This is a genomic window from Acanthopleuribacter pedis (assembly GCF_017377855.1).
In the GTDB taxonomy this organism is placed as follows: domain Bacteria; phylum Acidobacteriota; class Holophagae; order Acanthopleuribacterales; family Acanthopleuribacteraceae; genus Acanthopleuribacter; species Acanthopleuribacter pedis.
The window spans coordinates 1-21867 of sequence record NZ_JAFREP010000056.1 but is presented as its reverse complement, the minus strand read 5'-3'; the positions used below and the strand labels follow the sequence as shown (position 1 = coordinate 21867).

Below are 21867 nucleotides of genomic sequence, written 5' to 3'. Positions count from 1 at the left end.
GTTACTTTTTCAGATTCTCCACCGTGATCGCGTTCCAAACATCGGCGTATCCCGTTCCGAGTTTGTCCCAGTGCTGGAAGGCGTTTACGTGGTAAATCGGTTTGGCGGTCCAGAGAATGCGATCCTCGACATACCAACGGGACGCGTAGGGGACCAGTTGGAGGATGATGGCCGCCTGGCCGGCAACGATGGGGGCGGCCATCGAGGTGCCGGAACGGTAGATGTAGCGGTTGCCGGGCGCCGTGGAAAGGACGTTTTCTCCCTGGGCGGCAACCGAAACGTCATAGGCGTAATTGGCGAAAGGAGATTTAACCAAGTCTTCGCCGATGGACGTGACCGTGATGACGCCGCGAACATTGCCGGGATACTTGACCTCGTTGAGGTTGTTGTTGCCGGCGGAGGTCACAATGGTGATGTTGAGTGCTTGGGCGTAGGCCAGCCAATCCTGCAGAATCGGTGAGGGTTTGTCGATGCTCATGCTGAGGTTGATAATGTCGACACCCATCATGGTGGCGTAGGCGATGCCTTCCACGATGTCGAACAACTCGGCGTGGCCGTCGCTGTCGGCGATGCGGATGGGCAAAAGGATGACATCGGGGGCGACCGTTTTGATGATGCCGGCGACATGGGTGCCGTGGCCCCAGCCCTCGTCGAGCACGCCGTTGCCGTTGGTGTCAATGCCGCGTCGTTCCTCCGAGGGGTCGTAATCCTCGTCGACGAAATCGATCCCCCATGGGCTGATGTTGTCGCGCAAATATTCGTGGTTCATGTCGATGCCGGTGTCGAGTACCGCGACCACCACCCCTTGTCCGGTGCTGTGGGGCCAGGCTTTGTCGACGCGAATACGATCCAGCCAGTCCTGGCCGTAAATGCTGGGATCGGGGCGTTCGTCGTTGTCGCGTTCTCTGATCCAATCGGGGTCGGGCGCATCGTGGTCGTCATCGAGCATGACGATGGAGCGAGAGTCCACTTGACCGGCGCCCATCATTTCGCGGATTTTTGCTTTTTGGTTGGCTTCGGCCACGGTAGCGATTTGGCTAAGTTCTTGGATAAGCGTGTTTTGGCTGAGTGGGCTTTCGATGGTAACCCGGTATGAATTGATCTCCTCGCCTTGGGAGGAGGTGACGACTTGGTAGTTGCGTAATTCGTAGGTGAGGTTAACAGAGTGATCAAAGGTCAAAATGACGTGGTGACGAGCAGCGAAGGTGAGACCGAAAGGAAAGAAAATGAAGGCGAATCGAAGGTAATACATGAGTACTCCTCGGGGAAACTTCGAGTGGGAAGGCCTGTTATTGGGGGGTGAGCACAAACCAAAAAAGGGAGTAAATCGATGAGATAAAAATGGGAATGAATCAAAGTTGACTTTATTAATATAAGAAGGGAAAAGAGAGGTCAATCACTTTTTCTATAAAGGTGATCGTGTAAATTAACGCGGGCCGCGTCTATACAGAAGAAAGTTGTAGCCTTGTTTTATTCAAAGTGTTGGCGTTGTGCGGTTTATCATTATTTTTAGGCGTGATTTGCTTGAAAAGTCGCCATAGATGGGTTACTGGGTCTTGTCGGCGTGTCTTGGACGCTGTGTTGGGGTTAATGCGAATGTGTTCTCGACACCATGTGTTTTTACCAAAGAAGCCCGATAAGAGCCGCGAGTTATCGGGCTTCTTCGGTTTAAGCGTTGCGGTTTTTCTTTGGGAGGGGAAGTGGCGGTGGGTTCCGGTGAATATTTTTTTAGGTGTAAGGTGTTTGAATTATTGATCTTGGGTGATGAATGCGCTTTTTTTGAAAAAAAATAAAAAAAAGCGTATCTGCCGGGACGGCATGGGTACTTATGGGGTAGAGCGACGCGATACGATTGCCTCGTTCCTGTGCTGGTTGGACACTTCTTCCACCGAGGAGATTTGCCACATTCCATGGTGGCTTCTATGAACTCGCAATGTATGAATAGCATATAGCTCTCATACTATTGTATGTTTGCGAGTTGATTTAGGGTTTGCAGAAACCCTTCGTCCTTTTTTTCGACGATAAACGCGAGGATTTTTACACCATCAATAGCCTCGTCGACCTCTACTGGCGTGACGGTCGATCTGCACAGGCGGCGAATTCTTTCCCTTGAGAATTCGCCGCTTTTCTCATTTCTAGCCCGCATTTCTCACAAGGAATTCCGCCGTGGGGCAGCCCATGTGATTGCGATTGGGCGGCTTTCCGCGGGGCGGCCTCCCGCGGGGCGGCCTCCTGTCTTATTCGGTCGAGCCGCCTTCGCCTCAGCTGCTGCGCCGAGAGGTCGGCCCCGCGAAGGGTCGGCCCCGCGAAAGGTCGGACCCCTGTACCGTCTCTCGGTCGTCATCTTCGTACGCATGGGGCTTTCAGCTTTTCGCGACCAAGCCTTGTGGGAAATGGGAGCGGGGTGTTTTTGCGGGACTTCATGTTCTGGTTGGTTTGTTGTTGAGCCATTAAAAAAGGCGACGTGCCGGAGCGCGTCGCCTTTGGGTGCAGCGGGTTCGGGCCCGTTGCTTGTGGGGTTGTTTAGTGGACCCAGACCAGGGCTTTCCACATGTCGATCAGGCCCTCGCCCAGGCCTCTGCCGGGGTTGAGGTAGGAGACCGAGTAAGAGGTGTAGTAGATGGCGCGAACGAGGTCGTCACGGCTGGTAGCGGTGCGGTAGCTGCGCAAGACCGCGGCTTGGGCGGCGACCATGGGGGTTGCCATTGAGGTGCCACTGCGGCCGGCCCAGCCGCCGCCCGGGTAGCAACTGGTGATTTGTTCGCCGGGGGCGACCAGATCAACCAGGTTTCCGTAGTTGGCGAAGCCGGACTTGTAACCGGTGTTGGTGATGGAACTGACGGTGACCACGCCGGGGATGTTGGCGGGGAAATTAAGGTTGCTGGTGTTTTCGTTACCGGCGGAGGTCACGACCAGGATGTTGTTGCGGTGTGCTTCGTCGATCCAGAGGTTGAGCAGGGGGGAGGTTTCGCTGACGCTGAAGCTCATGTTGATGACGTCGGCATTGTTTTTGACCGCGTGGGCGATGCCCTGAATGACGTCGAACAGTTCGGCATGGCCTCTGCTGTCAACGACGCGGATCGGCATGATGTTGGCGTCCGGGGCGACCAAGCGGATGATGCCGGCGACGTGGGTGCCGTGACCGTAGCCAATTTCATTTGCCCCGGTGATGCCGTAAACCGCATTTTCTTCGTTGGGGTCCCAGTCGTTGTCGATGAAATCGTAGCCGTTAATCAGGTAAGGGCTCAGGAACGGATGGCTGGTGTCGACGCCGGTGTCGATGACGGCGACGGTCATGCCGGCGCCGCGGGCGTAGCGCATGACTTCACGGTGTTCAATTAAGCGGTGGAAGGGTTGGTCCCAAATTTCCAAGGGGTTTGAAGAGCCGCCGGGCAGTTGGTTGAGGTCGTCGTCAAGCATGAGGATGGAGCGTGAATCGAGAATGACGGGGGTGTCGATGGAGTCGAGTTGGACGCTTTTGTTGGCCTCGGCGTGGAATACGGCACCGTTGCTGTTGAGCTGCTCCAGGATTTCAGTGGCTGACAGGTTGTCGGTTACCACGATCTTGTGGAACAAATTGTCGCTGGAGGATTCGTATTGGCTGATGGTCAAATCGTTGACAACGTTGGTGATGTTGGCGGGAAAAGAAAGGGCGACAACGAAGTCTTGTTGGGCGAAAAGGGGTGATGGCAGCAGGACGAACGTGATCAGGAACAGTTTCAGCAATTTCATGGTGTCTCCTCATATACAGGAAATGGGAAGCAGGAGGGTGGGTGCTGCTTCGGGAGGATGCACCAGTGCCGTATTAAGCTTGGGGAAGACTTAAACGACGCTTGTGCAAGACATGGCTCATAAGCGGCCGTTGGCTTTAGGGTTCGTGCGGCAAGTCGGCGCGTTGGGTTTCGGGTGGAAAGCGATTGTTCAAACCCAAAGGGGTTTGTCGCTTTATTCACGGTGCGAGACCGACCTTGCTGCAATGGGCTAAAGCAGTTGGTTTTGCCGGGTCACATACGGGTGTTTCGACCTGGCGGGTTGCGGTGGTAAAGCCGCGGTAAGTGACCGAAAAGGTGTCACTTGGGTTCGGGGGGTTCATAGAAAAATGAATGAACGACTTTCTCCCTTTTCCGATTCTATAACCGCTTTTAGATTAATAAATTTCTGATATTTGTCAATGCCTAAGATCAACAGTGCGTGAAAAATGTGTCAAAAAAATGTACGCTTTATGGCTGGGAGACCTTGGGTTGCGGTAAAAATTTTCTAGAATAAAAATTTTAAATTGTTGTAAGTCAGGTATTTAGGTGGTTCTGGGCGGGGCGTCCTCGCGAGATCTTTTCGGTAGGGATCTTTTTTTCTTGCGTGTCGGGTCGCCTCGGGCTTTCGTGGTGTGAAACGGGGCCGGCATTTTTGTTCCCTCTATGCCATACATTAATGTACCGGCTTATGTATCTCTTTCCCGTGGCTTGGTACCTGTGAAGAAAGCGGCCGGTTCCGTCGGGTGGGTGATTGGCTGCTCCAGCGGGTTCTTTGGGCTGGGTTGGCATGCTTCGCCGACGCCCTGTGCCTGTATTGAAAACCAGGATACGCGCTACCTTTTTTGCCTCGATGCTGCAACGGGGCTGGAAAGGCTGCACGTCGCCTGGTTTTGTCCTATCGTTTAAGGCCGAGAATTTCTTGCAAAATTTGATCGGCGGTGGTCACCGATTTTGAGTTGGATTGGTAGCCCCGTTGGTGAATGATTAAATCCGTGAACTCGTCGGCGATATCCACATTACTAGATTCCAGTGCGCCGCCGAAGATGACCGTGCCCCCGTTGTTCTCGGCAAAAAAGGCTTCACCGGAAGCGGCGGTGGCCTCGTAGAAGTTGCTGTCGATTTGGCGCAGTCCTTCGCGGTTATTGAAGTTGGCGACGGCGACCGCGCCCAAGGCATGGGTCTCCCCGTTGCTGAAAAAACCCAACATGGTTCCGTCCTGCATGAATTCAATGCGGTTCAGGTCGCCGCTGCCGAAGCCGTCTTGAAAGAAGGTCCCGTTGGTGGAGAAACCGGAGAAGTTGGTGAGGTAGCTGTCGTTGGTGATGGTGCCGTCGGGTTGGGAAATGAACTCGACCAAATCCCAGTTGAAGCTGAGATCGCCCGGGGTGTTGCCCTCGGCGTCGGCGGGCAGGCCGGTGACATTAATCGTGGGGTTGGTGATGGCGGGGTCGTTGATATCGACCCCGTTTAAGGTGGCCAAGCGACCTTGGGCGTCGAAGGTGACGGTGCCGGTGCCGTCGACAACGGTGCCTTCATCGGTGGTGAATTGGTAACTCCACGCGTTGACGGCCTCATCTTTGGTGAAGGTGAGGTTGAGCCGGCGTTTTTGGCCGGTATCGTCCCAGATGTCGATGTTGGTTTGGAAATCTCCGCCGGTTTCCGTTTCGGAACTGAGGTTGGTGATGTAACGAACGGTTTGGGTGGCACGGGGGGGTGAGGGTTCCTCGAAGTCAATGGTCAGTGGGGCGGGGGTGCCGGAGCGCACCACATTGCCGTCGGCGTCGACCTGGGTGTAGCCGAGCACGGCCCAGCCATTGGAGGACTTTAATTCGCCGTTGCGATCAAAAGTGAAGTTGCCGGCGCGGGTGTAGGCGATATCGGTGCCGTCGGAAACTTGGAAAAAACCCTCGCCTTGTAAGGCCAGGTTGGTGTTGTTGCCGCTGCGGCTGATTGCACCCTGGAAAAATGCGGGTGAAATCGACTCGGTACGGGTTCCCAGGCCGAATTGCATGGGGTTAACCGCGCCGTTGTTGTTGCCGACTTGGTTGACCATCAGTTGCGAGAAATTAATGGTGCCGCGTTTGAAACCGGCGGTATTGATGTTGGCCAAATTGTTGCCGACCACGTTAAGGCCCGTGGCATGCGCGCGCAATCCGGTAAGGGCGGAATAGAATGTAGGTAACATAGGCGTACCTCCCTGCCTTGCTAAGAGCAAGAGGGCTGCCAATCAATGAATCCATGAAATGTTTGTTAAAGTATTTGTTTCGAGCTGGTTGTGAAACTTTAAGAGCGGGTGTTCCCTGCGAGATTAGCCCATCGGCAGATATTGCCGGGCAAGAGGGGCGTTTTGCCGCGTCGGTTAATCCTTCTTAGGTTTGGGTTTGGGCCGCGCGGTTTTTTTCTTTTTCGGGGAACTCTGGCCGCCGGGTGCATTGGCGAAACGGGCAAAGGGATGGTTGTCGTCCACGGCCTTTTTGAAGATGGGTGCAGCGGCGGTTGGGGTTTTTTTCTTAGCGGTTCCTTTTCGGTGGTCGCGGCTTTTGTTGCCGCGGGGCTGTTGCTTTTCATCGCTTCTACGGCCGCGTTCACTGTCTTGTTCATCGCGGTGACGGCTGTACTCGCGGTTTTGGTCATAGCGTCCCCGTGGGCGCGAATCGGTATCGCGTCCGGTGGTTCCGCCCTCGTAGCGGCCTCTGCCGCGTGCGCCGCTATCGTGTCGTCGTGCCTCGCCGTCCCGACGATGTCTTTCGCCGTCCCGACGGTGGGCCTCGCCGTCCCGACGATGTCTTTCGCCGTCCCGACGGTGGGCCTCGCCATCCCGACGGTGTCCCTCTCCGTCCCGACGGTGTCCCTCTCCGTCCCGTCGGTGTCTCTCGCCGTCCCGTCGGTGTCTCTCGCCGTCCCGTCGGTGTGCCTCTCCGTCCCGTCGGTGTCTCTCGCCGTCCCGACGGTAGCCTTCGCCGTCCCGACGGTGTCTCTCGCCGCCGCGTTCGTCCCGTTCATCACGGCGACGGGGACCTTTGCCGACGGGGCGACCACGGTTGGCGCTGAACGCCTTGCGCTGGTTGCCGGGGGTACGACGGTGGGGATGTTCGCCATCGTCGTGTTCGTCGTCGCGGCGCTTGGAACGCGGTTGTGGGTTGGGGTTCACGGCGATGCCGGATTCCTCCAAAAAGATCATGTCTTCTTTCTTTAAGATGCCGAGGGCGCGTTTAAACTGTTTTTTGCTAATGGCCAGGCGTGCTTTGATAGTTTCGGGATCGCTGTCGTCGGTGAGGTTGAGACGACCGCCGCCTGCTTCGAGCGCGGCCAGAATTTTTTTGCGTGCTTCCAAGAGTCCGGTGATCCCCATGGGTTTGAGGGTGAGGTCGATTTTGCCGTCGTCGCGCACTTTAACTATGTAACCCGGCACACGCGCGCCGATTTCCGGTAGTTCTTGCTCTTCGCTGGAGCGGTAAATAAACCCGGAATAGGTTTGGTCAACCACCGCGTAGGCGCCGAGGCCGGTGTGGTTGCTGATCAGGAGTTGAACTTGTTGGCCGCGGCGATAGGGGACCTCCTCAAAGCTGAGGAACTGGTTGAGCTTGTTGGTGGCGTAAAGCCGGTTACGGCCTTCCTCCAGGCAAATACGCACCACGGCGATGTCGCCCTCTTCCAGGGCTTTGCCTTGCTCGCGCAGGGGAACCAATAAATCCTTGTCCAAACCCCAGTCCAAAAAGGCGCCAATCTCCATCGCCTTAATCACGCGCAGCGCGGCGAATTGATCGACCTCCGCGAGGGGCGTTTGGGTGGTGGCAATCAGGCGTTCCTCGGAGTCGAGATAAATAAAGACCTCAACCCAATCGCCGACGTCGGCGTCTTCCGGGGCGTATTTTTCTGGTAGCAGAATATCCCCGTGGTCGGCGCCGAGATAGGGGCCTTGCGGGGTCCAGCGGACAATCTGTAAACGGTTGGTACGACCAATCTGAACCATGGTTCCTCCTATCACGCCGGATGGCGGCTGCACAGCCTAACACACCCCGTGTGAAACCGGTGAAAAAGTTGCGTCTAAAAAAACATCGCCGGCGCGATGTGGATACACAAGGAACCGTCGGTCGTATCGGGTGTTTTCATAAGGCGTTTTCCAGGTGGGCGGGCGGTGAAACATTCGTTGTTCGAAAAAAAATCCGTCGGACCGCCTGTTCTCAAAAAGTTGATGTAAAAGGGTTTGGCGGGAACCTGAGTTTGTAACCTGCATGTTGGTTGTTACGTAGTTGTTGTAATTTTCATGATAAAAGTTCATATTTATGAAAAACCATTCTGAAGTTGCTTACTTTATCTTGTCTTTTTTGACCCTGTGGAGGTTTATCAATGAAGATGTTTGTTACGGCCGCGGCGGCCTTGTTCTGTATTCTGCCCTTGGCGGCTTTTGATCGTGCCCTTGTTCCGGCTGAATTTCAGGCGGCGATTTTTAAACAATTGTGTGCCGATTACCTGCCGGCCTACCGGCAGGGGACCCTGGTAATCGTCAGCCGTGACGGTGAGGATGCATTGGCCAAGGAATTCTCGCGGGCCGGCTTTGTCGTGAAGGTGGTGACACCGGAACAGGCCGTTTTTGAGGACGACCAAATACTGTACCTTCCCAGCCGGTTGGATGACCGTGTCGCGGCCTCCCTGTCCAAACGGGCCGCTTTGGTGTTAACCGATAACACCAAATGGGTGCGGCGGGGTTTGGCGTCGCTTGGGATTGTGGTTCGTCAGCGGCGCGCGGATGTGGTCGCCCATGTCGGCCGTTTGGAAGCGTCCGGTGCCGAGGTCGGTTTGGGTCTGTTCCGCTACGCGCGGGTGCTCGACGGGCGCTAAGTGACGCGCTTCGCCCAAAAGTGTAAGCGCGACCACGTTTGGTCAAAAGGCGTCGGGAAGGGCGCTTAACCGATACAAGGTTTGCCACAACAAGGGTTTGGCAACAGACGACAATCAGGTACCAACCCGACCTGAAGGCGACCTTGTCCTGACCTTTCCTGTTTTGGTCCGTGCTTTGCTTCCTCCACATACTGTTGTTTGAATAGAGACGGGTCGGTGGACCAAACCGGCCCGTTGCTTCGTTTTTGGAGGAACCATGAATTCATTTCGTCCGTTACGGCTTATTTTGGCGGGGCTGCTGATCGCGTCCCTGGCGCTCACAAGCTGCGCGGTGCACGGCCCCTATGAAACCCGCCGTGATAAAACGGCCCGAGGCGCGGGTATCGGCGCGGCCGTCGGCGCACTGGCCTCAATTCTGGACGGTAAAAAAGAAGCGGATGAGATTTTGGCTCGGGCCGCGATTGGCGCCGTTGTAGGCGGCAGCATCGGCGCCTACATGGATGCGCAGGAAGAGCGCATCGCCCGCATTCCCGGTACCAGCGTGGAGCGCTTGGACCGCAACACCTTATTGGTTAAGTTCGATTCGGATGTCCTTTTTGATGTGAACTCACACGCGCTTGGCTCGCGTTCACGGGACACCTTGTCGCAAATGTCCGGCGTTTTGCAGGACTATCCCAAAACCGCGGTGGTCATTCAGGGCCACACCGATTCCACGGGCAGTGAAGCCCACAACCAAGACTTGTCGGAGCGTCGCGCCGGTTCGGTCCGCCGTTTCTTCTCAAACCAAGGCATTTCCGGGCAGCGCTTGATCGCCATGGGCTACGGTGAAACCATGCCGGTTGCCGATAACACGACGGAATCAGGCCGCCGGCTTAACCGTCGTGTGGATGTGGTGTTGCGCGCACGCGCCAAGTAATTACCGAAGACGTAAAAAAACAAAAGGCCGACGCCCACCTTTCGCAATCGCAAGGTGGGCGTCGGCCTTCTTTATTTGGGCCGGCACGTTAAGAATGTTCGTTAAATAAGAGACCCAGCATCGAAAAGTCGTCGTCGAGGGCCGGGGAGCCCTGGAATTCGCGCACGTACTCGAGCATGTGGTCGAGGTTGCTTTCGTATTTGGACGAAGGCTCCAGGCGCATCAATTCGTTGACGAATTGGTCGAAGGGCAGGCGGTCGCCGTGGTTGTCAAAAACCTCGTAAACACCGTCGCTGAAAACGACCATCTCGGCGTGGGCGTCGAGGGTGATCTGCTCCTGCTCGAACAAGGACTGTTCAAAGGCGCCAATCACGGGGCCGGCTGTCTTGAGATGATGGGTCTTGCGTTCGGGACGGGTTGGCCCGGTCGCCAGCAAGGCGGGTGGGTGACCGGCGCTGGCATAGTCGAGGCGTCGTGTTGACGGCTGGAATACGCCGTACCACATGGTGAAAAACAAACCGTTGTGCTGTTCCATGGGGAAACTGCGGTTCATCGCGGACAAGACATCGCGTGGGATACGGAAATCGACGTTGGGCAAGTTCTGCGAGCGCAACACGTTGATTGCCGAGATCGACAACAAGGCGGAACCCACACCGTGGCCGCACACGTCCAGCAAGTAAATAGAGAAATGATCGTCGTCGATCCAGTGGTAACCGAATGAATCACCGCCCAATGAGGTCGAGGGGACGAAACGCCAGTTGGTTTCAATGGCGCCGGTCAGCGGTGGTGGCAGCAGCGAACGAATGTAATCGGCGGCGTGGGCGAGTTCCTTGGCCAAGGCCTCCTGGCTGGCTTTGAGGGCGCGGAAGGCCTCGTTGCGCTGCAGCATGGAAATGTAGCCCTTGGAGTGGTGGCGGATGCGCGCTTCCAGCTCTACTTTATCCGGCAATTTGACGAGGTAATCGTTGGCGCCCAGGTTGAAGGCCTCGGCCTTGGTGGAGGGATCCTCTTTGACCGAAAGCACAATCAGCGGCACCATCTTGAGTTTGGGGTGGGCGCGCATGAACTTGACCAGGGTCAGGCCGTCGATTTCGGGCATGACCAAATCTTGGAGAATCACGGTGGGCTCGATTTTGAGGGCCACCTCGACGGCGCGACGGGGGTCCCGCAAAAAGTGAAATTCAATATCACCGGCTTGGGAGAGCATGCGGCGAACGGCTTCGCCAACCATCATCTGGTCATCGATGAGTAACACACGGATGACGTGTTCGGTCCAGCCATGTGAGCCCGCTTTTCGGAGCGGTGAATTCATAAAAGGTTCCTTTTCAGCATGGTCCTCGGTGGGCGCAGGGCGCGAACGGGAAATCCGTCGGGAAGGAAAACCGGTTTTACGTCGCGAACCGGTTAGTGACGGGTCGCCACCTTATCGAGTAAATCCTGTACCGTTTCGATGAAGGTGGTGGCGTAGAGATCGTTCTTGGTGAGGTAGGCGTCGGCACCGGCGTCAAGACCGCGGGTACGGTCACCGTCGCTGTCGCGGTAGGATACCATTAGGACCGGTAAGTGGGATAGCTGTGGATTGGCACGAATTTTTTGAATGAATTTGAGGCCGTTCATGCGGGGCATGTCGACGTCGGAAATAATCAGGTCGTAGGTTTGTTTGCCGAGTGCTTTGAGGCCGAGGACGCCGTCCTCGGCCAAGTCCACTTGAAACCCTTGCTCTTGTAGGATTTGTCGCTGAACCTCGCGCACCGTTGCCGAGTCGTCCACGACCAAAATGCGCAACTTCTCCCGAGATTGCGAGCGCCGCAAGCGGGGGCGCTGTTGCCAGGCGGGCAGTTGGCCCTCGAGGCAGCGTTCAATACTCTGCATCAAATCGTCGGCGTGGAAAATGAGCACGACACGGCCGTCTTCCATGATGGCGGCCGCGTTGATATCGGGGATGTCGCCGATACGGTCGTCAATGGGGCGAACCACGAGGTGGCGGTGGCCCAGGAAGCGGTCGACGATTAAACCGAGGGTGCGGTCCGGCAACTGGAAAAATACAATTTGCACATTTTTGGGTAATTCTGACTGCTCGGGCAAACCCAAAACTTGGCGCGCGTCGACCAGGCCGACGTTCTCATCGTTCCAACGCATGAAGAGTCGACCTTTTTGGTTGTAAATGCGGTCTGATTCGATGCTGCTGCAATAGCGGATTTTGGCCAGCGGAACGGCGTAGGGTTGACCTTCGATTTCGAGAATCAAGGTGCGCACCACGGATAGGGTGACGGGCACGTTGAGTTGGATACGCATAAAACGTCCGGGTTGAGAGCTGGCCCGCAAGGAACCACCGATCTCATGGACCATGCTGTACACGACATCCAGACCCACGCCGCGACCAGAGATGCTGCTCACTTTTTTGGCGGTGGAGAAACCTGGCAAAAACAAGAAGTCGAGCAGTTCTTTTTCCGAAAGGCGGCCGGCGAGGGCCGGATTGGCGAGCCCGGTGTCCACGACTTTTTGACGGAGCTTGGGATAGTTCACGCCACGCCCGTCGTCCTCGACCATGATGGTTAACATGCCCGCCTGGTGGTGGGCGTCGATGAGCAGCAGCGCTTCCTCATCCTTGCCGGCGGCACGGCGCTCTTCCGGCGTTTCGATGCCGTGATCCAAGGCATTGCGCACCAAATGTTTGAGTGGCGGCAACAGCTTTTCGATGATGTCGCGGTCGGCCTCGGTATCGCTGCCGCGGATTTCCAAGTGAACTTTTTTGCCGACCAGCCGCGCCAGGTCGCGAACCATGCGCGGGATGGACTGGACCCCTTCACCGAATGGGGTCATGCGACTTGAAATCACGGTATGGTGCAGTTGGTTGGAGAGCTGAATCAGTTGCGAGGTACTTTGGGTAAAGTTGGGCAGGCTGTCGGCAAATGCATGGTTGGTTTCAGAGAGCTGACGACGGGCCTCGCGCAGGGTATGGGCGGTGTGGGGATTGAGCTTTTGGGGACCGAGATTGGCCTCGAGCCGTTGTAGCTGATCGTTGAGTTTGAGCTGGCGTTGTTTCAGGTCATAGAGCAAGCTGCTGAACTTGTCGAGGCCGCGCGTTGCGACGAAAAACTGAGAGGAAACGGCCATCAGGCGGTCGAGTTTTTCGGCGCTAATGCGCACGTGACGGCGCGTGTCGCGGTTGGCGGCGCCACCCTCATCTTCGCCGACACCGGAGCCGCTGGGTCGGACCGGACGATCACCGCTGCCTGGTTCCGGGGCGGCCAATCCAGGGGCTTCATCGGGCGAAGCCAGCGCCGGTTTGCTGCCCCGTAAGCGCTCGGTCATGGCGCCGATACGGCTTTGTTCCCGTTGGAACCAGTCCTGGAGACGGTCGTCCGGTTCCTCGATGATTTTGGTAAACACATCGACGCCGCCGAGCAAGAGGTCAATGATATCCGAGTTCAGGCGCAAGGCGCCTTTTTGGGCGGCCACCAGTTTGTCTTCCATCCCGTGGGCCAGATCCACCAACAACGGGAATTGCACGATGCTGGCGGCCACCTTCAAGGAATGGGCGGCGCGCATGAGCTCGTGAATGGCGTCGAGTTCCTCCGGTCTGCGTTCCAAAGCGAGCAAGCCGTTGACGAGGGTGGTGGTATGGGTCTCGGCCTCGGTTCGAAACAAGTCCAACATGGAGAGGTCGGCGGGATGGAACCCCGGCATGGATTCTTGTTCGGTGGGTGCGCGTGATGGGCCGGTCGTGGCAGGTGGATCCTCGGGATCGCTCCAGTCGAAGTAATTGCCGGTGTGGGGGACGCCGTAGGTTTCGCCGGGAAGATTCGGTACCGCGGTTTCGGGGGGGGCGGGATCGCTGTCCGGCAAAATGATGCCGGCCTCGGCCGCCATTTTGGCGAGGTCGTCCGGGGTCGGGTCCGGGTTAAGCTCGGTTGGGTCAAACCGGGTCGGGTCCACGGGCATACCGGATTGGGCCGGGTAGGAAAGGAGGTCCGCGGGCGGGGTGAACGCGTTTTCATCGGGCAAAATAATGCCCGCGGCGGCGGCCATTGCTTCCAGTTCCGCCGCGTCGGGTTCAGGGTCGGGAACGGGTTCGGCGGGTGCGCGTGCGGGGAACGACATCAAACCGGTGTCGGCTAAATCGCTTTTTTCATCCTCGGGTAACACGATCCCGGTACGCGCGGCCCAAGCTGCCAAGTCCTCCGGGTCAGGTTCCGGTTCAGGTGCGCTCGGCGTGGTTTCGGCGCCTGGCAAAATGATGCCGGTTTCCGCGGCCATTTTGGCCAACATGGCTTCGTCCGTTTCCGGTTCTGTTTCCTCGGGGGGCGGGGGCCGGCGCGGTTGCGCCGGCATTTTGGCCAATTCGGCCTCGTCGAATGGGTCGCTTTCATCGATCCCGTCGTCTTCCGGCAAAATCAGGCCGAGTTGGTCCGCGAGGGCTTTTAAATCTTCCGGCTCTTGCGGCGCGGACGCGGTTTCTGGTTCGGCAAGGGCCGGCTCCTGCACCGAGGGTTTTTTGGCAAAAGCATCGTTTTCCACACGGGTCACCCACGCGGGTGAGAGGTTCGGGCTGTCCTGGTTCTCGGCGGGCATGCGCTCGATGGCGGCGGTTAACGCTTCGAAGGTCTCAGCCATGGCGGCCCCGGCACGCGCGACGGCCTGTTCATCTACTTGGGAGATTTGGTGGATGTGTTCCACGGCCTGGGCGAATTTGGCCATTTGGCCCCCTTCGTAGGGGCGGTTGCGCTCACGATCCCGTTCGAACAATTTTTCCAAGGCGCCCGCGGTCTGCGACATGGGAATCAGGTTTACGATCCTCGAGGCACCCTTAACGGCGTGGGCCGAGGTGCGCAGCATCTCCATGTTACCCGGGTTGGGTCCGCTGATTTGGAGGTTGGTAAGCGCGAGAGACATGAGTTGGGCTTGGACGGCGACTTCTTGCTTGAACAGCCCCAGCAGAGACACCTCACGCGACGGATCAACCGGCATGGGCGCCTCCCGGCCGCGGACAGCGCGTGCCGAACGCAACAGGGGCGCGGCGTCGGGCGATACGATGGCTGCGGGAAATCGGCATGGTGGGTCCTCTAGGGCAAACGGTTTTGCAATTTTTCAAAAAGTTTGGTCTGGTCCAGCAACGAGACATGGCGGCCGTCGTGGTTGAAGGTACCGAGCACGAAAGGGCGACGGGGATCGCTGTTGACCGCGGCGGGCGCTGGGGCGAGGGTGAAATAGTCGGCGATCCCTTTGAGGCCGTCGACGGGAAAAACCCATTCTTTGCCCTGCCAATCAACCACCATAAAACGCGCGTAATCCTGCTGCTCCAACTGCTCCAAATCAATCAAAATCCCGAGTAACAGGTGCAGCGAAAACACGGGGTGCACCTGCCCGCCGATGTTAACCAGGCCAAGGGTAACGTGGTCTCTGCGGTGGGGGATGGCGTGGATGCGGCGGGCCGGGGCCACCCGGTTGAGGACCCGTGTCGATAAACCAAAACACTGTTCGCCCAGTTGGAACACCAGGCAGGAGGCGCGGTCTACCCGTTCCCCGTCTTGGTCGAAGCTGTGTTGCTCGGGCCATTCCGGCCGATTTTCCGCGCTAATCTCCTTGTGGAAAAAGGACGAGGCGGCACGGGAATACACCGAACAATTGTGGCAGTGAATGACAGCCTGGAGTAGGGGACAACTGTTGTCACCGTAGGAGCCAATGCGGGACCAGCAATGGTCGCGTTGCGTTCTATTCATCGGGCACCACCACGTCCTGCCGTGTAGGGAACAGATCGTCGTAGTCGGGTTCGTCCAGGAGCTGCTCGACCTCGATCATTTGGATCAACCAGCCGTCGTGGGCAAGGACCTCGCCCAAGTAGGTTTGGTCCGATGCAAGCACGGGGTCGGTCGGGTTGTCGCGTTTGGGGTCCAACTTGCGGGTGCCGGTAACGCCCTCGGCGAGCAAAAGGGTCGGGTGCCATTGACCGCGGTAAGGAATTTCCACCAAAAAACTGCGGGTCGACAGCCTGGCTAGGTGGGGGCGCCCCACGAGGCGTTGGACGAGGTCGATGACCGGCATCATGCGGCCGTTGTAGCGGGTCAAGCCCAGGACAGGCAACCGCCCTTCGAGCAACTCGGTCGGCTCGCAATAAGGAAGCACGCGTTTCACCACACGGGCGTCGACGGCATAAGTTTTGTCGTTGATTTGAAAGGGGACAATTAACATCGGGTGCCTGCCAAAGGTCCGCGCTTAGCGGATGTTCACTTGCTTGGCGAAAAATCGCCCGCTGTTGCTCTGGGATTGCACCTTGAAGCGGCCGACCTCGTCCTGCAGGTTCTGCGCGGCTTGGTCGAGTTGTTCGGCGGCGGTTTTGAATTCGTGAATCGAATCGTAGGTTTGTTTGGTGTTCTCGTTGAGCAGGATCATCATTTCGTTAATCTGGGCGGCGCGATTGGCCTGGGACTCCATGCCGGCGTTGACCTGATGGTAACGGGGTGACAAGGCTTTGACCCGTTCGATGATCTTCTCTAAATCGGCGCCGGTGCGGCGGGTGTATTCCACGTTGTGGCTGACCTCGTCGGTGAACCGTTTCATTTCTTCCACGCCCGCGGTCACGGCGGTGGTCATTTCGTTGGCCATTTTCTCAATGTCGAGCGAGGCCACCGCGGTCTGGTCGGCCAAACGGCGGATCTCGCGGGCAACGACGGAGAATCCCAAGCCGTATTCGCCCGCTTTTTCGGCCTCAATGGCGGCGTTGAGCGAAAGGAGGTTGGTTTGGTCGGCGATTTTGTTGATGGTGGTGGTGACGACGTTGATGTTGTCGGCTTTTTCACTGATGATCGACAACTTGGCGGAAATCGAATCGGTGGCGTCGCGCAGGATGGTAATCGCCTGTTCCATTTCACCCAAATCACGCAGCGCGGTGTCGGTTAAATCGGCGGTGTCGGTGGAAACCAGCGAGACCTCGTTCATGGTGCGCACCAGTTCCTTGGAAATGGTGGAGATTTCGCGGGTGATTTGCACGACGTCGTTGGTGGAATTTAATTGGTCGTTGGCGGTGGCTTCCATCTGTAGGGCGGAGGACGCGATTTGGGCGGTGGACAGGGAGACCTTGCCGCCGGAGCGTTGCACCTCGCCGGCAAGCGCGTTGAGGGCCTCGATCATGTTGGCTACGGAGAAAATGAGCTGGCCGGTTTCGTCGCGTTCCATCAAGGGTCGGAACCCGGCGTGGCCGCCGTTGGGATCGACGCCGACCATGCCCGCCAACTCTTCCAGTTCCATCTTGGCGGTGAACAGATCGCCGCGGGTGATGGTTTTGGTGACCTTGATGACCCGTGAAATGGGTTTGGCGATTTGGCCGGAAAGCAGGTACAGCACGAGTAAGGCGGTGAGGGTTAAACCCAGGCCGATGGCGAACATCGGGTACATGCCGGCGGTGGCCTCGTGGGTGACGACATCGCCCGGCATGGTGACGTACAGGGACCAGGGTGTGTTGGTCCGGCCGAGAAACACGGGCACCCGCAAACGCAACTCGTTTTCGGTCATTTCACTTTGGTTGGGCTGGATGCGGTTGAAATCGCGGAAAAATTCGTTGAACTGCTTGCCCGCGAGTTGGGGACGGTCGGTGGCGGCGGCGATGGTGCCGTTGTTGCTCACCAGCAGAATTTTGCCGGAAGGGTACTGACGCAAAATGTCGTCGGCCACTTCCTGAAGGAAGTCCAGCGAAAAATCGACGCCGACAATGCCGACGAAACGGCCGCTGTCCAATATGGGTACCACCAACGAGGTGATCAAGACTTTTTCATCGGCCACGGGATAGGGGTAGGGGTCGATGATGGCCTCGTTGAGTTTTTTCTGGGGGATTTGGTAGTAATCGCCGTCGCCGCCCATGTCGTAGCGGTAGAGCGGTTCGACAAACAGTTGGCCGCCTTTTTTGCGGCTCCAGTAAGGCACGAAACGCCCGGTCAAATCGTGGCCGGGCGCGTCGAGGAAGAGGTCGTCTTTGCTGTCGAAGGCGTAGGGTTCCCAACCGGTGTAAATGCCCATGAACTGGGGGTTTTCGATCAGGATGTTTTGAAGGAAGATATTGGCTTCCTCGCGCGTTAGTTCGAAACCGTTGTCGGCGGCTTTATGGGCTTGGAAGAGGGTGGCCACCGTGCGCGCGGTATCGAGTGCTTGTTCGAGCTCGATTTTGACGTCGGTGGCGCTTTGTTGGGCGAGTAACATGGCTTTGGCGCGTGTTTCCTGAATGGTGCGGTCGCGTAACGAAATGGCCGAAATACTAATGATCATGGCGGCGGTAATGATTAAACAACAGCCGGACCAAAAGGTGATTTTGGCCTGAATCGATCCAATACCCATAGATGGTACCCTTTCTTTTTCTCATGTATGAAGTTAGAGGTAGACACGACCCAGCGGTTGGATGGTGATTTCCGGTGTCAGTTCTTGGTAGGACAGAACGGGTAAACCGGGAACTTCCATTTCGATGAGTTTTTTGACGTAACGGCGAATGTCCATGGAGATCAGCAACACCGGTTTCTGCGGGTTGAGGTTGATGTCGCCAACCTCTTTTTTCACCGCCTGGGTGATTTTGCGCGAGGTATCCGGGTCGAGGGCCAGGTAGCTGCCGCCCGAGGTTTGGCGGATCGCCTTGCGGACCGTTTCTTCCAGGGCCGGATCGAACATGTAGGAGGCCAGGATGTTTTGGCCGCCGCTGTACTTGTAGCTGATGAAACGGCGCAAACCCATGCGCACGTATTCGGTCAGAAGCACGACGTCTTTTTCTTTTTGGCCCCATTCGATCAGGGTTTGCAGGATGGTGCGCAGATCGCGGATGGAAACTTCTTCCTGAACCAAACGTTGGAAGACCTCGGTGATTTTGGCAACGGGCAAAATGCGTTGGACTTCTTTGACGAGCACGCCGAAGCGTTCTTCCATGTGGTCGAGCAGGTACTTGGTTTCTTGGAGGCCGATGAAGTCGCTCGCGTGTTTTTTGAGGATAAAGGACAGGTGGTAGGTCAGGATTTGGGGGAGTTCCATGTAGGGGACCCCGGCCTTGTTTAGCTGATCAACCATCGCCTTGTCGGCCCACAGCGATTCAAGCTCGGGCAGGAAGGGTTTTTCTTTTTTGTAGGGCACGTTCATGATTTTGAGGTTTTCCTCGCTGTCGCGAACGAAGACCTTGTTGGGAAATACCGTGCCCTCGGACATGGGGATTTCCTGAACCATGATGGTGTAGGAGTTGGGCCGCATGTCGTCGGCAAAGCGCAAGTGAATGCCGGGAAAGGGGACGCCGAGGTCGAAGTAAAGTGCCTTGCGCACCCTGACCAGTTCGGCATTGAGGGTGTCCGGTTGGATGTACTGCTTGATGTTGGCCGAGACGTCGATCAGCAGCGGGATGGTCAGGGAGAAATCTTCGCCGTCGTCGTTTTGACGGGGCGGCTTTTTCTCACCTGCTTTGTTCATGGCGGGCATGCCAGGTGTTTCCGAGGGGACAACGCCGCTTAATTCTTGACGGTACAAGGTGTAACCGACACCGCCGACAATGAGACCGATCCCGATGAACTGCAACTTTGGAAAACCAGGAATTAAGGCGAAGGCCAGCAGAATGGCGCCGCCGATGGCGAGGGCTTTCGGTTGAGCGAGGACCTGGGCGCCGATGTCGCCGCCGAGGTGGGGTGAGTCTTCATCGGAAACGCGGGTAACGATGATGCCGGCACAAATCGAAATGAACAGGGCCGGGATTTGGGAGATCAGACCGTCACCGATGGTCAGAATGGCATATTTTTGGAGGGCGTCGCCCGCGGTCATGCCCTTTTGCATGACGCCGATGGCGAGACCGCCGAGGATGTTGATCGCGGTGACGATCAAACCGGCAACCGCGTCACCTTTTACGAACTTCATGGCGCCGTCCATCGCGCCGTAAAGTTGGCTTTCTTTTTCAACGTTGTTGCGTCGACGCTTGGCTTCCTCCATCTCAATGGTGCCGGCGCGCAAGTCGGCGTCGATACTCATCTGCTTACCGGGCATGGCGTCCAGGGTGAAGCGGGCGCCGACCTCGGCAACCCGTTCAGAGCCCTTGGCAATCACCATGAACTGGACAATGGTGATGATCAGGAAGATCACACCCCCGACCACGAAGTTACCGGCGACAACCAGGTTGCCGAAGGTGTCGATAATGTCACCGGCATAGGCGTATAGCAGGATTTGGCGGGTGGTGGTGATGTTGAGGGCGAGGCGAAAGAGCGTGGTAAAGAGGAGCAGGGTCGGGAAGGAGGACAGTGCCAGCGCCGAGGGAATGTAAAGGGACAACATCAGCAACGCAACCGCGATCGCGAGGTTACAGGCGATCAGGGCGTCGACCAAGAAGGGCGGTAAGGGCAAGATCATCAGGGAGATGATCGCGATAATCAAGACCGCCAACACAATGTCGTTGTAGCGGGTGGCCTTCAGAATGATGGATTGTAGCTTATTCATACGGCAGGTAATCCCCATTGGTCGGATTTACGGAATCGGTCTTTTCGCGGTACTCGATGAAACGGTCGAGCATTTGGCGGGCGGATTCCGGTTGGCCTAAACCCCACATTGCTTTGCTTTTAATCAAAAAGGCCGCGGCCTTGTGGGGACCGGAACCCGGATTGTCAAGAAAGCGGTCGGCAAGCAAGAGGCTTTGCTCGAACTTGCGTTGGACCAGGTAGGTATAGGCGAGCGAGCGCTGTAGATGCGCGTCATTGGGAAACAGTTCGAGCAGGGCGCGGAAAAGAACGCCTGCTTTCTCGGTTTTCCCGTTCTTGAGGTAAAAGAAACCCAGCAAAGAGAGAAACTCTTTTTGTTGTTCGTCCATAAGCAATTGGTGTCCAGTTGTTTGGGGATTAGGAACCCAGGAAAGGTAAGCGAAGCCGCGCGAAACGGTCGAGACAAAGAAGCAGGGGGTGACGCCCTTGCCGGCATTGCTCGCGGGATGCCACCACGAGGATGGGTACCTTGAGAGAAATGCGGGCTAATGGAATCCTAGTAACTAATTGTGGAACAAAAATGGAGAAAGGAAAAAGGGAAGCTTGTGTTTTTTTGCGTTAATTTGATGGGGGTACCGAATGGGGTTGGCTTGGGATTCGTTATCTCTCAGGATTTTCGGATGGAAAGAGGATGCGGATGGAGCCGGCGGCCCGCTCGCGCCCAACCTTCGGCCGGGCTATGGGTACCCGACGCGGATGGCGGGTCGGTTTTTAATGGGAAACCGGGATGCCGAGTCGGAAAATGATCCGGCGACCGATGATGCTGGGTTGGGTATTGATCCGGCGACCGGGAATGCTGGGTTGGGTTTTGATCCGGCGACCGGTGATGCCGGTTTGGGTATTGATCCGGCGAACGGGAATGCTGGGTTGGGTATTGATCCGGCGAACGGGAATGCTTGGTTGGGTATTGATCCGGCGAACGGGAATGCTTGGTTGGGTATTGATCCGGCGAACCCCGACGGGGTCGCACACCGAAATGCGTGGACCACAAATGATTTAAAACGTGAGCCGGCGGCGAACAACTTTTGGTTACACCGTAGGTGTTACGGATTTCAGCCCTGGGCAAATGGTTGTGGAACAACCATTTGCTCTGGGTCCCCGGGGGTTCCCGTCGTGCAGGCCGCTGAAGGCGCCGGCCAAACAACAACCAACCGAACCGAATGGATCAACACCATCGATAAACCGACCCGGTTCCAATGGATCAACACCATCGACAAACCGACCAAACCGAATGGATCAACAACACCGACAAACCGACCAAATCCAATGGATCGACACCATCGACAAACCGGCCAAATCCAATGGGTCGACACCATCGACAAACCGACCAAACCGAATGGATTAACACCACCGACAAACCGACCAAATCCAATGGATCGACACCACCGACAAACCGACCGAACCCAATGGATCGACACCACCGACAAACCGACCATATCCAATGGATCGACACCATCGACAAACCAACCAAATCCAATGGATCGACACCATCGACAACCGACCCGGTCCCAATGAAACGCCGCGGGGTTTGAACCCCAGCGCCTCTGGTGTCAACGCCTTCAGCGTTTTCCTGTCCGTGAACTCCCGAGACCCAGGGTGCGACCATTTTCAATGGTCGTACCCGGGGCTAACCTATTGCCCTCCTTCAGAGGGCGTCCAGGGTGGCGAGGCGAAGCCTCGCATTCATTCAAAGCATGGTCCGTGGATGGGGTGGTGCGGCCCGCTCCGGGGCGCGCCGGGTCGGCAACCGTCCAAAGAGGGCGTTGCGTGGAAAGGCCCATCCGGGGTGGATGTCGTGGTTCGAAGAAGGTGGGCCCAAAGAGGGGGTCGCGTGGAAAGGCCCAGCCGGGGTGGATGTCGTGGTTCGAAGAAGGTG

The 21867-nt window shown here is 57.0% G+C and carries 14 protein-coding genes; 3 read left to right on the top strand and 11 right to left on the bottom strand.

The window, feature by feature from the left end; translation table 11 throughout:
* Position 1: 1 nt before the first annotated feature.
* The 4 genes from J3U88_RS32825 to J3U88_RS32810 form a co-directional block, all read right to left on the bottom strand.
* Positions 2-1252 carry a S8 family peptidase gene (locus J3U88_RS32825; RefSeq protein WP_207863423.1) on the bottom strand — a complete coding sequence of 417 codons (1251 nt, stop codon included), beginning with the start codon at positions 1250-1252 and terminating at the stop codon, positions 2-4.
* 1271 nt (positions 1253-2523) lie between these two features.
* Positions 2524-3732, bottom strand: coding sequence for a S8 family peptidase (locus J3U88_RS32820; RefSeq protein WP_207863421.1), 1209 nt, complete (start codon positions 3730-3732; stop codon positions 2524-2526).
* Between the two features lie 915 nt (positions 3733-4647).
* A complete protein-coding gene (locus J3U88_RS32815) occupies positions 4648-5937 on the bottom strand; it encodes a flagellar hook protein FlgE (protein ID WP_207863420.1) in 1290 nt (429 codons plus the stop codon).
* Positions 5938-6111: 174 nt separating this feature from the next.
* A complete protein-coding gene (locus tag J3U88_RS32810; RefSeq protein WP_207863418.1) occupies positions 6112-7725 on the bottom strand; it encodes a S1-like domain-containing RNA-binding protein in 1614 nt (537 codons plus the stop codon).
* A gap of 377 nt (positions 7726-8102) precedes the next feature.
* Here J3U88_RS32810 and J3U88_RS32805 point away from each other — a divergent pair, with 377 nt between their 5' ends.
* Together J3U88_RS32805 and J3U88_RS32800 are read left to right on the top strand one after the other, a co-directional pair.
* A complete protein-coding gene (locus J3U88_RS32805; RefSeq protein ID WP_207863416.1) occupies positions 8103-8594 on the top strand; it encodes a hypothetical protein in 492 nt (163 codons plus the stop codon).
* A gap of 256 nt (positions 8595-8850) precedes the next feature.
* Positions 8851-9510: a YiaD family glycine zipper/OmpA-like lipoprotein gene (locus tag J3U88_RS32800; RefSeq protein WP_207863414.1), complete on the top strand. Its 660-nt coding sequence runs from the start codon at positions 8851-8853 to the stop codon at positions 9508-9510.
* A gap of 88 nt (positions 9511-9598) precedes the next feature.
* On the opposite strand, the gene J3U88_RS34860 is transcribed toward J3U88_RS32800, so the two are convergent.
* The 7 genes from J3U88_RS34860 to sctY form a co-directional block, all read right to left on the bottom strand.
* A complete protein-coding gene (locus J3U88_RS34860) occupies positions 9599-10822 on the bottom strand; it encodes a SpoIIE family protein phosphatase (RefSeq protein WP_207863412.1) in 1224 nt (407 codons plus the stop codon).
* 92 nt (positions 10823-10914) lie between these two features.
* A complete protein-coding gene (locus J3U88_RS32790; RefSeq protein WP_207863410.1) occupies positions 10915-14481 on the bottom strand; it encodes a hybrid sensor histidine kinase/response regulator in 3567 nt (1188 codons plus the stop codon).
* A 95-nt stretch (positions 14482-14576) separates the two neighbouring features.
* The gene (locus tag J3U88_RS32785; protein WP_207863408.1) at positions 14577-15233 is read right to left on the bottom strand and encodes a chemotaxis protein CheW; all 657 of its coding nucleotides are present in this window, start codon (positions 15231-15233) and stop codon (positions 14577-14579) included.
* The gene (locus J3U88_RS32780) at positions 15226-15702 is read right to left on the bottom strand and encodes a chemotaxis protein CheW (RefSeq protein ID WP_207863406.1); all 477 of its coding nucleotides are present in this window, start codon (positions 15700-15702) and stop codon (positions 15226-15228) included. Before J3U88_RS32780 ends, J3U88_RS32785 begins: the two co-directional genes overlap by 8 nt.
* Positions 15703-15726: 24 nt before the next feature.
* Positions 15727-17838 (bottom strand): methyl-accepting chemotaxis protein, encoded by a 2112-nt coding sequence (locus tag J3U88_RS32775; RefSeq protein WP_207863404.1) that lies wholly within the window; start codon positions 17836-17838, stop codon positions 15727-15729.
* A 33-nt stretch (positions 17839-17871) separates the two neighbouring features.
* Positions 17872-19953, bottom strand: a complete 2082-nt coding sequence (sctV, locus tag J3U88_RS32770; RefSeq protein WP_207863402.1) for a type III secretion system export apparatus subunit SctV — start codon at positions 19951-19953, stop codon at positions 17872-17874.
* Positions 19946-20320, bottom strand: coding sequence for a type III secretion apparatus assembly chaperone SctY (sctY, locus tag J3U88_RS32765; RefSeq protein WP_207863400.1), 375 nt, complete (start codon positions 20318-20320; stop codon positions 19946-19948). Before sctY ends, sctV begins: the two co-directional genes overlap by 8 nt.
* A 250-nt stretch (positions 20321-20570) precedes the next feature.
* Between sctY and J3U88_RS32760 the strand changes: the two genes are divergently transcribed.
* Entirely contained in the window at positions 20571-21506 is a 936-nt protein-coding gene (locus J3U88_RS32760) for a hypothetical protein (protein WP_207863398.1), read from the top strand.
* Positions 21507-21867 lie beyond the last annotated feature (361 nt).

Coding starts and splice junctions, on each gene's coding strand:
- J3U88_RS32780 (WP_207863406.1), bottom strand. CDS start 15,702: ATGTTAATTGTCCCCTTTCAAATCAACGACAAAACTTATGCCGTCGAC.
- J3U88_RS32805 (WP_207863416.1), top strand. CDS start 8,103: ATGAAGATGTTTGTTACGGCCGCGGCGGCCTTGTTCTGTATTCTGCCC.
- J3U88_RS32775 (WP_207863404.1), bottom strand. CDS start 17,838: ATGGGTATTGGATCGATTCAGGCCAAAATCACCTTTTGGTCCGGCTGT.
- J3U88_RS32825 (WP_207863423.1), bottom strand. CDS start 1,252: ATGTATTACCTTCGATTCGCCTTCATTTTCTTTCCTTTCGGTCTCACC.
- J3U88_RS32815 (WP_207863420.1), bottom strand. CDS start 5,937: ATGTTACCTACATTCTATTCCGCCCTTACCGGATTGCGCGCGCATGCC.
- sctV (WP_207863402.1), bottom strand. CDS start 19,953: ATGAATAAGCTACAATCCATCATTCTGAAGGCCACCCGCTACAACGAC.
- J3U88_RS32790 (WP_207863410.1), bottom strand. CDS start 14,481: ATGCCGGTTGATCCGTCGCGTGAGGTGTCTCTGCTGGGGCTGTTCAAG.
- J3U88_RS32785 (WP_207863408.1), bottom strand. CDS start 15,233: ATGAATAGAACGCAACGCGACCATTGCTGGTCCCGCATTGGCTCCTAC.
- J3U88_RS32820 (WP_207863421.1), bottom strand. CDS start 3,732: ATGAAATTGCTGAAACTGTTCCTGATCACGTTCGTCCTGCTGCCATCA.
- J3U88_RS32800 (WP_207863414.1), top strand. CDS start 8,851: ATGAATTCATTTCGTCCGTTACGGCTTATTTTGGCGGGGCTGCTGATC.
- J3U88_RS32760 (WP_207863398.1), top strand. CDS start 20,571: ATGGGGTTGGCTTGGGATTCGTTATCTCTCAGGATTTTCGGATGGAAA.
- sctY (WP_207863400.1), bottom strand. CDS start 20,320: ATGGACGAACAACAAAAAGAGTTTCTCTCTTTGCTGGGTTTCTTTTAC.
- J3U88_RS34860 (WP_207863412.1), bottom strand. CDS start 10,822: ATGAATTCACCGCTCCGAAAAGCGGGCTCACATGGCTGGACCGAACAC.
- J3U88_RS32810 (WP_207863418.1), bottom strand. CDS start 7,725: ATGGTTCAGATTGGTCGTACCAACCGTTTACAGATTGTCCGCTGGACC.